Annotated in this window: 13 protein-coding genes; 3 read left to right on the top strand and 10 right to left on the bottom strand. The window is 63.7% G+C overall.

Annotated features, from left to right (window positions below):
- Positions 1-13: 13 nt before the first annotated feature.
- From AUC47_RS14380 to AUC47_RS14355, 5 genes are all read right to left on the bottom strand, one after another.
- Positions 14-679, bottom strand: a complete 666-nt coding sequence (locus AUC47_RS14380; protein ID WP_096715878.1) for a DsbA family protein — start codon at positions 677-679, stop codon at positions 14-16.
- 585 nt (positions 680-1,264) lie between these two features.
- Complete coding sequence (locus AUC47_RS14370; protein ID WP_179297639.1) at positions 1,265-1,921, bottom strand: copper resistance CopC family protein; 657 nt, start codon at positions 1,919-1,921, stop codon at positions 1,265-1,267.
- Entirely contained in the window at positions 1,918-3,816 is a 1,899-nt protein-coding gene (locus AUC47_RS14365; protein ID WP_096715875.1) for a cytochrome c oxidase assembly protein, read from the bottom strand. Before AUC47_RS14365 ends, AUC47_RS14370 begins: the two co-directional genes overlap by 4 nt.
- Positions 3,813-4,325 carry a DUF3515 family protein gene (locus AUC47_RS14360; RefSeq protein WP_096716143.1) on the bottom strand — a complete coding sequence of 171 codons (513 nt, stop codon included), beginning with the start codon at positions 4,323-4,325 and terminating at the stop codon, positions 3,813-3,815. Before AUC47_RS14360 ends, AUC47_RS14365 begins: the two co-directional genes overlap by 4 nt.
- A 140-nt stretch (positions 4,326-4,465) precedes the next feature.
- Positions 4,466-4,882: a hypothetical protein gene (locus tag AUC47_RS14355; RefSeq protein ID WP_096715874.1), complete on the bottom strand. Its 417-nt coding sequence runs from the start codon at positions 4,880-4,882 to the stop codon at positions 4,466-4,468.
- Between the two features lie 104 nt (positions 4,883-4,986).
- Here AUC47_RS14355 and cmtR point away from each other — a divergent pair, with 104 nt between their 5' ends.
- Both cmtR and AUC47_RS14345 read left to right on the top strand, forming a co-directional pair.
- Positions 4,987-5,361: a Cd(II)/Pb(II)-sensing metalloregulatory transcriptional regulator CmtR gene (cmtR, locus tag AUC47_RS14350; protein WP_096715873.1), complete on the top strand. Its 375-nt coding sequence runs from the start codon at positions 4,987-4,989 to the stop codon at positions 5,359-5,361.
- Entirely contained in the window at positions 5,358-7,451 is a 2,094-nt protein-coding gene (locus AUC47_RS14345; protein ID WP_373557871.1) for a heavy metal translocating P-type ATPase, read from the top strand. Before cmtR ends, AUC47_RS14345 begins: the two co-directional genes overlap by 4 nt.
- Positions 7,452-7,568: 117 nt before the next feature.
- Here AUC47_RS14345 and AUC47_RS14340 read toward each other — a convergent pair whose 3' ends face one another.
- Both AUC47_RS14340 and AUC47_RS14335 read right to left on the bottom strand, forming a co-directional pair.
- Positions 7,569-8,510 (bottom strand): cation diffusion facilitator family transporter, encoded by a 942-nt coding sequence (locus AUC47_RS14340; RefSeq protein ID WP_096715871.1) that lies wholly within the window; start codon positions 8,508-8,510, stop codon positions 7,569-7,571.
- Positions 8,510-8,917 (bottom strand): ArsR/SmtB family transcription factor, encoded by a 408-nt coding sequence (locus AUC47_RS14335; RefSeq protein WP_256999596.1) that lies wholly within the window; start codon positions 8,915-8,917, stop codon positions 8,510-8,512. Before AUC47_RS14335 ends, AUC47_RS14340 begins: the two co-directional genes overlap by 1 nt.
- Positions 8,918-9,145: 228 nt before the next feature.
- Here AUC47_RS14335 and AUC47_RS14330 point away from each other — a divergent pair, with 228 nt between their 5' ends.
- A complete protein-coding gene (locus AUC47_RS14330; protein WP_096715869.1) occupies positions 9,146-9,469 on the top strand; it encodes a hypothetical protein in 324 nt (107 codons plus the stop codon).
- A 199-nt stretch (positions 9,470-9,668) separates the two neighbouring features.
- Here AUC47_RS14330 and AUC47_RS14325 read toward each other — a convergent pair whose 3' ends face one another.
- The 3 genes from AUC47_RS14325 to AUC47_RS14315 form a co-directional block, all read right to left on the bottom strand.
- Positions 9,669-10,790 (bottom strand): hypothetical protein, encoded by a 1,122-nt coding sequence (locus tag AUC47_RS14325; protein WP_143740748.1) that lies wholly within the window; start codon positions 10,788-10,790, stop codon positions 9,669-9,671.
- A 99-nt stretch (positions 10,791-10,889) separates the two neighbouring features.
- Positions 10,890-11,315, bottom strand: a complete 426-nt coding sequence (locus AUC47_RS14320) for an SIR2 family protein (protein ID WP_096715867.1) — start codon at positions 11,313-11,315, stop codon at positions 10,890-10,892.
- Positions 11,316-11,513: 198 nt separating this feature from the next.
- Complete coding sequence (locus AUC47_RS14315; protein WP_143740747.1) at positions 11,514-13,658, bottom strand: hypothetical protein; 2,145 nt, start codon at positions 13,656-13,658, stop codon at positions 11,514-11,516.
- Positions 13,659-13,785 lie beyond the last annotated feature (127 nt).

Genomic DNA, 13,785 nt, shown 5'->3' with positions numbered 1-13,785 from the left:
AGCGCTGCTAGCGTCACTGCGCCTCGCTTGCAGCAACGATGGCGTTCTCGAGGTCCTCGTACCGCTCGAGTGTGACCGGCTCACCGTCGACGAAGAAGGTCGGTGTACCACTGACGCCCAACGCCTGGCCGTCGTTATAGTCGAGGTCGACGCGTTCGGCCGTGACCGAATCTGCGACCGCCGCGTCGTACGCGGCCATGTCCAGGCCGATCTCTTCTGCAAATCCTCGGAAGACGCTCGCCCGGGATTCCTGGGCTTCACCCCACTGCGACTGGGTCTCGAAGAGCATGCGGTACATCTCCTCGAGACGGCCCTGTTGTGCCGCTGCTTCCGCCGCGTAAGCAGCGTTCCGAGAATTCAAGTGACCCGGCAGCGGGAAGTACCGGATCACATACGTGATCTCGCCGTCGTACTTCTCCCGCAGCTCTTCAACCACAGGATAAAAGGCACCGCATGCTTCGCATTCGAAGTCGAGGAACTCCACGACGGTTACGGCCCCCTCTCCCCCATCATCGAGGACGTGAGAGTTGTCTCGGAGCACTTGAGGCGTAGTTCCCCCATCCTCGGACGCAGGCGGCGCGGAGTTCCTTTGACTCACGAGGACGAAAATCACAGCGGCAACGATTAGGACGATGGCAACGGCAACAGCAACGAGGCCGGCTTTCACGGCAGGTTTCATTGGGTACTCCACAGACAGGTGACACGGTCGAAGGTCGAGAAACGGCCCGCGCTCGTTGCGCGGTCCTTCGGTGTGTCAGGTGCGGGAGAGACCGAGAGCCGTCAGAGGCAAGGACATCTGCCTTGGAGTGGGGCGAGCCGTGGGTGCAGACGACAGCATCGTTCTGACGGCTGTCGAAAACGTCCAACGCGCGTCACGGTACAACATGCGGTATAGGAGGACGGCCGCCACGAGCCCGCACAGAATTCCGAGGACGCACAGTACAGCGCCTGTGGCGGGGTCCAGTTCCGAACTGGGCGACGACTCCTCAGCGACGCTCGTCGCTTCATCGCCAACGACACTCGAATCCCCGGACGCCGTCAATACGACACTCGGCGCGGCCTGCGAGGCGAGTTCGGCGCTGCCATGCGCTGCGGCGCAGATTGCGAAAACGAGCAAGAGCGCTAGTCCGATGGTGGTAATGAGCCGCATTATCAATTGGCTCCGACTCCACAGCCCATCACGGGCAGGTCGAATCGAATGAACCACACGTCGATTGTAGCCAGCGCGTTGTAGCGATTCTTTGAATCAGCCGTCCTACCGAACTCACTCGGACCTTTTCCGTCGACGGCTCAAGATCGAGATCGTCGCGATTGTCAGGCCACCGAGAACGATGACCCCCGCGACGATGCCAAGAACGACGACGATCTCGCCGGAAGCGTTCGGCGCTTCGCTGTCCTCGAGCGGCTGCGGTGTCGAAGTGACATCGTCCTCCATTGGGGCCGGGGTGCTGGTGGGTGCCGCTGCAGGTTGAGCGCGCGTGTCCTCGTTCCCACACGCCGGGGCATCCCAACCGAGTGCGACGGTCGCGTCCGGAGATGCCACGTACTCGAACTGATACGACTCGGAGATAGGGTGCCCGTCGCTGGATACGGCGTTCCACAACACGGTGTACGTGCCCGAGGCACCGAGAGCCACGGGGGTTGTGAGCACATTGAGCTCGATTGTGGAGCAAGCGGACTCGTAGAAGAGCCCGTCAGCCCCCTGAACCTGCGCGAAGCTGGTCTGGCTGAAGTCGATGAGTTCACCGCTAAAGGTGAGAGCGACCGCATCCAAGCTGGTCACTGTCTCGCCAGCAGCGGGTACGGCATCAGTCAAGTTGTCATGAGCGACAGCTGGGGCGGCGCTGAGCAGCGTGACAACGAGGGCCGTGGCGAACGCGCCGCCGCCGATCCGGCGGATTTGAGCGGACAGGGATGTCATGAGTGAACCTTTCGAGAAGCATGGGACCGGATCTGCCCCGAGGCTGAGAATGTTGGATAAGAAGACCGTGAGCGGCTGACTGCGATCCCGACGAAGACCAACAGCGGACCGGAGACAAGGATGACGATGCCGGCGATTCGCTGGTCCGCCATCGGCTCGAGACCCCATTGGCGGCCCATCGCCCCGAACCAGTTGGCGGCAATCAGGCCGCTCTGCAGAACGACCCAGCCACCGACGCCGACGAGCGCGGCGGCAGGACCCACGATGGCCGTCCACCACGTCCAATGACCGCGCATAGCCCTTCGACGAAGGACCAGAGAAAAGAGAAGGCTCCCGACGAACAGAAGACCAGCTACGCGCAGCTCATGCAGCAACGGGTCAGCCAGGGTGCTTCGGAGCACACCCGTCGCCGACGTGGACCACAGAACAAGCGCGAAGGCGCAGACCGTGGCAACGGGGCGTGCGATGAAACGTATGACGCTCGATCCGGCAGCGGCCTGCAACCACTCGCGAACTCCACGACTTCCATCAGTACGACTGGTGATCGTCGTCATCGCGAGCTGCCAAGGCGCACCGAGAACAAGGAAGAAGGGAACCACGAGCAGCAACAGCACTCGCCCCACCGCGTCAATACTGTGCAGGTACTCGGCGTAAACCGCGACGGCCCCGCCGTTGGCCCACGCCAGCAACACCATACCCAGCACCCACGCCGACGTTCGAGACGCTTGCCACTCCCCGCCACGCTGCCGCAGCCGGCGAACTCCCGCCAGATAGAAGAAGATCCCGAACGCCGCAATCAGCAGCCACAGCACGTTCACATCGTTGCCCGCAAACCATCGAGCCAATGTGAGCTCAGGTGGCAGAGGTGCCTCAGTGAGAATCTCTGCCGGCGTAGTCAGCACCGGGGCCGTAGTGTCGGCCGGCGCAGGGGTGCGCGCGAGCGCCGCTGCAGCACCGCTGGCCACGCCCATGATGGCAAACTCGACGCCCACGAAGGTCCAAAATGGCGCACGCTCTCCGACACTCCGCCGGATGAACCAACGTCGGTGCGCCACTCCGACGAGCCCGAGCAACGTCAGCGCGACCACCTTGAGCATGAGCACGACACCATACGCACTGGCGAGGTCACTCCAGCCCCGCACCGAGGCAATCGTACGAGCGACCCCAGAGGCGGTCACAATGACGAACGCCACGAGCGCGATGGTTGAGTACCGCTCAACAATCACACGCAACCGATGCTCCCGCAGATTCGGCCTCAAGTACGCGAGCGCTATCAGCCCACCCATCCACACGGCGGCGCTTGTGATGTGCAACACCAAGGCCATCACGGCTGCGTCGTGGTTCGCGAGACTACCCGAATGGCCCTGTGTCGCCATCGGGACCAGCGATGTGAGGGAGAGAACGACTAGGACCAGCGTGGCCCCCCAACCGCGGAAGGCGTAGGAAATCACGGTGATGACGGCAGCTATCACTGTCGTGATCAACCAGACACGACCGAGCTCGGTTTCGAGGAGAAACCGACCGAACTGCTGTCCAAAAGCGGGACCCAGTGATACTTCGGGGTTGAACGATGACAGGAACGTGAGGTACCCGGTCGTTCCGCTGCTGATGGTGAGGGCGGCAGCGCCGATGGACGTGACGTCCAGCGCGATGTCGAACTCTTTCTCGCCACGTCGCAGGGCGAACGCGGCAAGAACGACCGATCCTGCCATGACGGCGGCGCTTAGATTGACGATGAACTTGGCGGCCGGAAGTCCCCACCGAACGACGGCGCCGGGATCACTGGCCACGCGCGGGTCGGCGCCCCCTCCGACGACGAGACCCAACAGTAGAGCGACAACGGCTGCCGTCAACAAGAGCGCGGGACCGATAACGCGCGTGCTTCGCACGCTCATGGGAGGTCTCCTGAGCCACTTGTCGTGGGAGCGTCGTCGTCGTCCGATGTACCTTCATCAGGCGCAGAACAGGCAGCCGTTTTCGGGAGCATCTGCACCGCCGGCGCGAGTGCCTGCAGCACAGTGTCGGCAGACAGGCGAGTCGTGTCGACGTACGCCTGGGCCGCAGGTTCCCGTCCGTAAGTCGTCAACCGCAGGTTCGGCAGTTCTTCGTCGTCAACGATCCAGTCGACGGAATTGATAGTCACGCATTGCAACGTCGTCGGCGCTGGCGGTTCAAGGCCGCAGGCGAAGACAACAGCCGTAGGGTCTCCCCACGCGGCCGTCGCCTGGCCATCGGTCGTCCGGCTCTCGAGCTCGCCGACAGCATCCGGAAGGCGCACCGATACGTCAGCGCACTCTGGGGCGTTCGCATCAGGGGCAGGTCTTGTTGCGACAGTTGCCGCGCATCCGGACAGAACCGCGAGCGATCCGACGAGCGCGACAATGCATAGCGCTGTCTTCCGCAATGCGGTGCGACGATGCGAGACGCCCTCGGCGGCGCGTTGGTAAGGGGTGTTCTTCAAGTTTTCTCTCCAGGCTGTCGACGACGCGCGTCGATCTGCATCCGCGTCAACGTACGGACGAAAACGGCTTAAGAGCCGGAGAGTCAGGTTCGAGACACCTGCAGCTCGGAGGGATTAGGTCGCAACAGATGCAGATGACGCACGCTCGGGCGCACCGTGACCCTCAGGGCGAACTGCTCCGCGCGCACAGGCGTAAGTGGTCTGCTGCTCAGGAACCGTCCGAGCACCAGCATGCCGAAGAACACACCGACCATGCATGCGACAGCGACCATCTCGGATGATCCTGTCAAAGCTTGAGAGGAGCTGCCTTCATCTGTGTGCTCGTGGGCGACGTACGAGATTGCCGTCGGGGCGGACGCCGAAGCCGTCGCCTCAGCATGAAGGCTACTTCCGATTCCGAGAACCACGAGCAGCGCGACAACGAGGCTGAAGATGAATCGCGCCGCCGGCGAGCGGAACGGGACGAGCGCCGAACCATCGGAGTCAGTTGGCGGCATCATCTCTATCAGTCTAACCACCACTTCTGCCGTCAACCTCAACGCACTTAGCCGACCTCGGACGGTCGACAACGAGCATATGTCAGTGGGTGATGTATAGTCACTGCATGCTGACCATTGCTTCCCGTCTCGACGTGATGAACAGGCTCGGGCGGGCGATGGCCGACCCGACTCGTTCGCGGATTCTGCTCGAACTCCTTTCTGGGCCGGCGTATCCGGCTCGCCTTTCGGAATCGCTGGGCTTGTCCCGCACGAACGTCTCGAATCATCTGGCGTGTCTGCGCGGGTGCGGGATCGTCGTCGCGACCCCGGAAGGACGCCAGACGCGGTACGAGATCGCAGATCCACACGTGACGAAGGCGATCACGATTCTGGTGAACACTGTGCTCGCAGTCGACGACGGTGAGCCGTGCACCGACGAAAACTGCGACGTCCCCCTGTGCTGCGCACCGGCCGACTCGAACGTAGAGGAGAACCGATGAGCGAGGAATGCTGCGGACCCGACGACGCACGCCCCACGAAGACCATTCGGCGACTCGAGCTGCGTCAGCCTTCTGCGCCCGGTGACGCGTGCTGCGGCCCCGAACCGACGGCCAGAGCATCACATGGATCGTCCATACGCCACGAGGGCGATGCATGCTGCGGGCCCGCCGGGACTGAAAGCGAGCACGACGAAGCCGAGCACGAGGTGCGACCGCCGCTGTGGCGCGACACCGCCCTACTTCCCTCCGCTATCGGCGGAGTGACGCTGCTTGCCGGTTATCTCTCCGAGTGGACAGGGTTCCCGATCCCCGCGCTCGTGCTGCAGTCGGTCGCGCTTCTCGCCGGTGCCTACACCTTCGTGCCCGGCGCGATCCGCCGCCTGGCACGCGGGCGCCTCGGCGTGGGCCTCTTGATGACCATCGCCGCCATCGGTGCCGTAGCCCTCGGGCACATCGGAGAGGCGGCCGCGCTCGCCTTCCTGTTCTCCCTCGCCGAAGCACTCGAGGACCGGGCAATGGACCGGGCCAAAGAAGGCCTACGCGCCCTGCTGTCGCTGATCCCCGACACGGTTCGGGTGTCGCGCCTGAGCGGAGACGTGACGATCCCCGCTGCCGAGGTCCGTAAACTGGATATCCTCGTGGTCGGAGCCGGAGAACGCGTCGCGACAGACGGCGTCGTCGTCGAGGGCCGCTCCGGCATCGACACCTCGGCGGTGACGGGCGAGTCGATCCCCGTCGAGGTCGGGCCGGGCGATGCGGTCCCCGCAGGATCCGTGAACGGCGCCGCGACGCTGCGGATCGAAGCGACCGCGGACGGTCGCGACAACTCCCTGACGCAGATTGTCGAGCTGGTCGAGCAGGCGCACGCCCGCAAGGGCGAGCGTGCACGTCTGGCCGACCGGATCGCCCGCCCCCTCGTGCCGGCCGTGCTCATCATCGCCGCGCTCGTCGCCGGGTTCGGGTTCATCGCCGGCGATCCCGGCCTGTGGATCGAGCGAGCTCTCGTGGTGCTCGTCGCCGCATCGCCCTGTGCGCTGGCCATCGCCGTGCCGGTCACCGTAATCAGCGCCATCGGCTCGGCGTCGAAGTTCGGTGTCGTCATCAAGTCCGGTGAGGCGTTCGAACAGTTCGGCACCATCCGCACCGTCGCGCTCGACAAGACCGGCACCCTCACCCGCAACGAGCCGGAGGTCGTCTCCGTCGCCACCGCCCAGGGACGCTCCCGCGAGGACATCCTCGCCTTCGCCGCCGCGCTCGAGAACACCAGCACCCACCCGCTCGCCGCCGCCATTACCCGCGCCGCCTCTGACATCTTCGCGGCGACGGATGTCGTCGAAGACGCGGGCCACGGCCTCACCGGTCGCGTCGGCCCGACCCGAGTGCGGGTCGGGAACGTGCGATGGCTGTCGGATCTGGGCGATCTCGCCGGGCCCGCGGACGAGATGGCCGGCGACGGGATGACCGTCGTCGTCGTCGAGACCGACGGTCAGGTATCGGGCCTCATCGGCGTGCGGGACGAACTGCGCCCCGAAGCGGCCGAGACCATCTCCCTGCTGAACAAGCAGGGCATCCGCACCGTCATGCTCACGGGCGACAACGAGCGGACGGCGCGCGCCCTCGCCGCTCAGGCAGGCGTCTCCGATGTGCGCGCCGAGCAGCTCCCCGCGGACAAGGCGGCTGCCATCTCGTCACTCGCCGCCGAGAGCCCGACCGCGATGGTCGGCGACGGCATCAACGACGCCCCCGCCCTCGCCACCGCCACCGTCGGCATCGCCATGGGAGTGAAAGGCTCAGCCGCCGCCATCGAGTCCGCCGACATCGCGTTCACCGACAACGACCTGCGCCTCATCCCCGCAGCCCTCGCCCATGCCCGCCGCGGACGCCGCATCATGACCGTCAACATCGCTCTCGCCCTGGCCATCATCATCGTGCTGTTCCCCCTGGCCCTCTTCGGCGTGCTCGGCCTGGCGGGTGTGGTGTTGGTCCATGAGGTGGCTGAGGTCATTGTGATCCTCAACGGTGTCCGCGCCGCCCGACGAACCGGACCCGCAACGCAGAAGGCTTCAGCTGCGCGGCCCGTCCTCGCGTAGGCGATTGCCCGAGCGCGATCCTCTATCTGCACTCGAGGACGCTGGGCCAAGCAAGAGATCGGATGCCTGGATCCTCGCTTCGGACAGACGCCTCGCAAAGAGAGAGTCTGCAGTCCTTTACGCGTGCCGGGTCGAAGCGGACTCTCCGTCTTTCACCTGCTCGGTTTCCAGCTGGAACGTGGAGTGAGTGACGGCGACGTCGAAGTGTTCCGCAACGCACTCTCGAACGTCGCTCAGCACCTGCATAGCATGACCGTCCTCGAAGCACTCGTCCTTCACAACAACGTGGGCACTCAATGTCGGGAGCCCAGTAGCAACCGTGGAGGCGTGAATGTCGTGTACGTCAACGACGTACTTCTGGCGAAGGATATGCGCTCTGACGTCCTCGAGATCCAATCCTTTCGGCGTGAACTCCATCAAGACGGCGCCGGTTTCTCGCATCAGGACGAAGGCGCGCGGGACAATGAGTGCAGCGATAAGGATGCCAGCGAGGGCGTCAGCTTGCTGGAATCCCGTCGTTGCAATGACGACTGCCGCGACGATAACCCCTAACGAGCCGAGCGCATCGTTGAGGACTTCGAGGAAAGCCGCGCGCATGTTGAAGTTGGCACCACGGCTGGACGCGAGGACGACGATTGCAATGATATTGGCGGCGAGCCCGATGATACCGAAGACAAGCAGCTCGCCGGCCGGCACCTCGGGAGGCTCGAACAGGCGTCGGATCCCTTCAATCGCCGCATAGGTGCCTACCGCGAGTAACAGCGCCGCCTGGGCAAGCGCCGCAATCACCTCGATCCGCCGGAAGCCCCACGTGCGTTTCGCGCTTGCAGGCCGCAGCATCAGAGTTGCTGCGATAAGCGCGACCAGTAGACCGGAGGCGTCGGTGACCGCATGCGCCGTATCGGTGAGCAGCGCCAAGCTACCGGTGATGACGGAACCGACGGCCTGGGCCGTCACGATTGCTGCGGTGATGATGAAGGTGATCCAGAGCCGACGACGGTAGTCGCCGGGCATGCCCTCATCCGTCAGAGCGGGGCCGTGCTCGTGTCCTGCACCCATCAGTTTTCTCCTTGATGCTCGCTACGGAGGTGCGCGCAGAGCGCAAAGTCTTTGCCCGTTGCTCCTAAGAGCGCTTCCGCCGCCACCATCACATCGCGCACCGCCCGGGGGTGGACCAGCGCATACCAGGTCGCGCGCCCATCGGGGCGGGCGGAGATCAGATCACATTCGGACAGGAAGCTCAGGTGCTTGCTCACGGTCGACTGGGCAAAGCCCATGTGCTCGACGAGGTCACGCACTCGGTGCTCCCCCGAGGCAAGATGTTGGACGATAGCAAGCCTTGTGGGATCCGCGAAGGCATGGAAGAGATGTGCGTAGGCATCGGTTGCTTCTGAGTCCAAGCTGCTGAACGAGCGTTCTATCATCGCCATACGACGATGATAGATCGCGCCTTCATTCTCGTTCAAGCATCAACCGGAATTTGATAAGGACACTCACTTTCACCGCCCGGAATCCGTTTCGACCCATGTCCGCCGTGTTCCTAATTAGGCCGAGGGGCGCGGATGAGTCGGCTGTCCCGCCCGCGTCAACATCACCCTTTTCCCCCATTCCTCACCCTCGACGAGGTACCGCTCTACGGGCTTCGACGACGGAGACCGCGAAGCCTTGCCGTTCGTCGGCACAGGGTCGACGGCATGGACGAGCTCTTGCCGGACGTCCACGCCGAAGAGATCAGCAAGTACTGCTCGCTCGTCGAGCGTGTGAACGCGGATGCCGTTCGACCTACCGCCGGCGATCTTCGGTTCGAGTACACGGCGGCACATCTTGCCGTCATCCTGGACCTGGCCTACGAGCTCGGCCTCCGGGCATGGGACGCGGTGTCGTTCACCGCGCAGCAGGTCTTCCCCCACCTGACCATCCTCGATTCGACGACGACACCGATCTCGACGCTCGATGCCCTCCCGAAGCACGGCGGCGGCGACCAGCGCTCTTCCACCGCGACTCGAACTTCCTGCTGAGGCTCGAGCCGCCGTCCTGGTTCCCGAAGGATGGGATGTCGAACGTGACGTTCAGCCGGCGCTAACGAGGGCGGAAACGTCGGCGGCTCGGGATGGTCCAGCGCGACCATACCGACAGTACTTGCACAGGAGTTCGCGCTTGCGTTGTCATCCGACCTGACGCGTCAACTCGGCGCTCGGACACCGATCCCGAATCTACCTAGTAGCGGCGATAGCGCTCAAGCGTTTCACGATGCGAGATCAGAGCGGCATCAAGCGTTACTCCGTCGCGCTCCAGGAGCGTGGCCCACCTGCCTTGTCCGCTTCTCTCCAAGTCACGACGGAACTGCGTCTCGGCGTTGGGCATCTCGGCCAGCCATTGCCACTCCCCCACGTAGTCCCCAGAGATTGCCCGGTAGCCGCGCGGCCGAAGAGATTGGAGGAGGCCAAGGCGATACTCGAAGCCGTAGAAGGCAGCCTTGAAAGCCTCGTCGTCGGCGAGGAGATCCTGGAAGAAGCGACGCGTCTCCAACGAGAAAACGTGACTCACTGGATACATGTAGCGAGTTTCCTCGCATCTCGGCATCGCACTGACCCAACTGTCGTCCGCGATGCGCGCGTAATGGAGGAAATGCACGCAGTCCTGTGGTTCGGTGTCGCGGTAGCGGTCGACGACCTCAATCTTGTCTGTGAGCGTAGGTAGGAGGTCCTCGCGTCCGCGACGCATTGACGTGATGGACAGCACCTCGAGTGCGACCAGCGCGGGAATGCGTCGCGCACCCCGGTAGCCCTCGTTAAAGGTCTGCTCGAAAACCGCGGCGGCATCGACGAGGCGCTGAACGACGTCCTGCCACAGTTGATCATGGCGGCCGTCTGAATCGTGCCACACGCCTTCGATGAGGAGAGGCGCGAGTCGTTCCATGGATCGGAATCGGTCATCCCATACGGACTGCAGATCGGCACCGGTGACGGTCGCACCTCCGCCGGTAATCACTTGGGTTTTGATCCCCTCTACAACTTCATCGACAACGCTCATTACAAGGTCGTGGAGGTCGATGCGGCGTGCGGGGTCCGGTAGGTACTTCTTCAGACGTGCAACGGCGAGAGCGGTCGTGAGCGGGGCAGCGCTCATGCGGTCTAACGCATCGAGATCCTCTGCAAGCTCGGTAAACAGGACGTCGGCGTTGCTCGACGGGATGGTGACCCCGCGTCGTCCCGATAGTAGGCGCTGAGCGTTCTCCTTTCGGGAGCTGCGAGCATCCCAGAAGAGCGAATACCGATGACGCGCCTCTTCCAACGCATGCACGAGCGCTTCATCCCACTCCGCGGACCAACCAGACACAAGCAGTCCGTACTCTTCGAATACCTGCGAGAGAAGCCGAGTCCACTCCTCCGGATACGTCGACAGTTCGTCGGGAGTGTTGCGAGAACCGAGATCTTTTTAGTCACCATGCAACTTGATGACCGTGGCGGAAGCGTGAGCGAGTGGCATCATGCCGTTGACGGCCTCCGGTCGGGCGATGACCTGCGGGGACACACCGACGGCTTCCAGCGCCTGCGCCATGAGGCGGTCGAAGTTCGTCGTGATAATCACACGTACAGCACCCCGCGCCACAAGCCGGGCTATGGCGTGGTGAGCGCGGCTCGGGACGAGTCTGTCCCCGTCTGCGGTTTCGCCTTCGAAGAACTCTGCAAGGAGCCCCTGCCGGGCCGCCGCCGTGGGCGCGAGCTGCTCGAGCAAAGTCGAGTACCCGAGCTCGCCTTCGCCGTGTTCGGACCACCATGCCTCGGCATCCGCGCGTGCCTGCGCTGCGCCTTCATCGCCGCCTTGGAGCGCCGCCGTACGCGCGACCAGTTCGGTGACCACGCCCCATCCCGTCGGGACGCCAGCGCCGGTAGACACGCCCGATCCAAGGAGCAGCGCATAGACACCTGGCTGAGCGTGCATCGACGTTGCGAGTGAAACGAGTGCTGGAATTCCTAGAGGCATCAGGTGTCCTTCCCGTAGCCTTTGCGATGTTCGTGTGAGTGTGCCCCCGTGTTTGCGCCTCGGTCGTGATACCGGCTAGCCCAGCGAGCTGAGGTCGGAGCCAACAAGGCCAAGAAGCCCTGTGGCTAGGCCGAGTACCTCAAAGCCGGCGCCAATGAGTATCGGGAGGAGTTTCGCATCCGACTTCTGACACCATCTGATACCGCCGACGACGAGAACAGCGAGTCCCGCCAGCGCGCTAAGGAGCGGAAGAAGCCCGGCGTTCAGGATGACCAGCGCGATGCACACCAGCGACGCAACGAACCCTGCGCTGAACACGACGACGATCCTGGTCGTGCGCTGCCTAGCCCATGCGAGTTCATCCTTGAGCTGCTGCCCTTCTTGCCTCGAGGTCACAGAGTCCGCAACCGCGGAGTCGGCGAGTCTGCGCTGCTCGCTCGCCTCGCGCCGTGCGGCGTCAGCGTTGCGGAGCGCATCCGCCTCCGATTGCTTCGCCCGCTCAACGCTCAGCGCACTCTGCCGGTCTCTGCGCTGGTTCCTCCCCTCGAGAACTTCGGCCGCGATGGATGTGGCCGAGCGATTCGGATCCGCACGTAGCGCCGTGTCGAAACTGAGTTGCATGTAGCGGAGATCCGACTCCGATCCCCCACGGTCGGGAGAGATCTGCCGTGCCAAGTCCATAGCTACGTCACTAGGGAAGCGAGACGGAAGCAACCACATGGCCTCGTCGACGAGTTGGCGCGCGGCCGCTCCTGCAAGGTCCACGACCTCCGCAGGAGGCACCGTCACTGAGAGAAGAGTCGACCATTGCGCCAACGAGAGTGTCAGGGAGACGGCATCGGCGCGCTCCACCGCCCGATACGCCGCCGACATGTGGCGGTCCGGCGTTATCACCCATCCACCAGACCAGGCACTGCCATTCGCCTCTCGACGACGCCGTCGCCACATCATGGCAATGGTGTCTGCGTCTCTTTGAATAGCGCTCGTCGAGCGTCCAGAGTTCGTCTGTTCTAGGTCGTTCTCGAGTGCGGCGCGACAACGCTCCACTCGCACGATGTCGTTCTCGTTGTAATGCGCTCGCACCACCACGCCGAGCTCGCTCAGGACATCTGCGATGCTCTGAGCAGCGTCCACCATCTGGTCAAGATTGGTGTACGTCCCCTCCTTGACTGCCTCGATGCAGTAGCTCGGCAGTTGCTCTTCGACTAATGAGGCGTACCACTCGGCGCGGACCCCGCGGTCATGGGCTTCGTGAAGGCTCTCTTTAATTCGTGGGATCTCGCGCTCCATCAACGAGTCCAGCTCTTCAATGGTGTGATCCGCTACGACAACGTCCCATCCAGCAGCCACCGCCGCACGAATGGTCGTGGCTGCCGGAATGCTCACGCGCGCCGGGCCCACGAGATCGACGAGAACCGGTGTGTCGATGATGGCCCGTTGACCCGCTGGCGTCCCAAGACGTTCGATAACGGCGGCAGAGTCCCTCCCCGCCACGTACGAATGGAGCACGCAACCGGTTGTGATGTGACTGACGATCTCCGCGCCGAATGGATCGAGGGGGTCAAGCGCTGCGATAGCGCAGGCTTGCAAGAACGACACAACATCTGGATCCGCATCGACCCGGGCTATCTCAGCGAGCACCGTCTTCTGATGGATGCCGCGCGGCGCCAGCCGCTTCGTCACCAGGTGCTCGACCTGGCCGAGGTACGCGTCCTGCGAGGCAGTGATACCCACGACTAGCGCTCCGACAATGCGCTCGAGCCACAATTCCGCGGTTTCACGTGAGATGTCCCTGCCCGCGTCCGCGAGGGCTCGCGAGCGCAGCTCCTCCGCTGCGGAGGCCTTGACCGATGCGACCCAGGCCACTTGACGGTCGACGTCGTCAGCACCATTGGCGGTCAGACCCCAAAGTTCAGTTCCGTCAAGCCCGTTTTTCGGCTGCAACAGGTTGAGTTCCTGACCGACCAGAAGCGCTTCTCCCACCGAGGCTTCATCAGTCCGTGCGCCCGGCCAGACTTGGCTGACGACCGCGGTGACTTCTCCTGCAGATTTGTCACCGCTTCGCAGGCTGTGTGTCGCAGCAGCCAGAAGGAGATCCCGCTTTGTGGCAGCGCCTTGCGCCTTCACCAGATTGTGCACCGCCCCAATGAGCGCGTACCCACCGTCCAGAAGCGCATCAGATGACGTCGCGTAGTCGTCCTCGATCACTGCGTCAGTCATCGTTTCCCCCAGTACTCCGAACCCAGAAATTCTGACGTTACTGGATCGGGACTTGAGCGGCATGCGGGACGCGCGGGTTTCCCCTCGGCGCGCAAGGCACACCTGGTCCTTCAGGTCGAGAGTACTC

This window comes from Microbacterium sp. SZ1 (assembly GCF_002362255.1).
Lineage (GTDB): Bacteria > Actinomycetota > Actinomycetes > Actinomycetales > Microbacteriaceae > Microbacterium.
The sequence above is the reverse complement of the archived record's forward strand: the minus strand, read 5'-3'. Positions and strand labels throughout refer to the sequence as shown.

Bases quoted from the DNA above. Each gene is read 5' to 3' on its own strand.
- AUC47_RS14345 (WP_373557871.1), top strand. From the start codon at position 5,358: ATGAGCGAGGAATGCTGCGGACCCGACGACGCACGCCCCACGAAGACC.
- AUC47_RS14330 (WP_096715869.1), top strand. From the start codon at position 9,146: ATGGACGAGCTCTTGCCGGACGTCCACGCCGAAGAGATCAGCAAGTAC.
- cmtR (WP_096715873.1), top strand. From the start codon at position 4,987: ATGCTGACCATTGCTTCCCGTCTCGACGTGATGAACAGGCTCGGGCGG.
- AUC47_RS14340 (WP_096715871.1), bottom strand. From the start codon at position 8,510: ATGGGTGCAGGACACGAGCACGGCCCCGCTCTGACGGATGAGGGCATG.
- AUC47_RS14370 (WP_179297639.1), bottom strand. From the start codon at position 1,921: ATGACATCCCTGTCCGCTCAAATCCGCCGGATCGGCGGCGGCGCGTTC.
- AUC47_RS14380 (WP_096715878.1), bottom strand. From the start codon at position 679: ATGAAACCTGCCGTGAAAGCCGGCCTCGTTGCTGTTGCCGTTGCCATC.
- AUC47_RS14365 (WP_096715875.1), bottom strand. From the start codon at position 3,816: ATGAGCGTGCGAAGCACGCGCGTTATCGGTCCCGCGCTCTTGTTGACG.
- AUC47_RS14315 (WP_143740747.1), bottom strand. From the start codon at position 13,658: ATGACTGACGCAGTGATCGAGGACGACTACGCGACGTCATCTGATGCG.
- AUC47_RS14355 (WP_096715874.1), bottom strand. From the start codon at position 4,882: ATGATGCCGCCAACTGACTCCGATGGTTCGGCGCTCGTCCCGTTCCGC.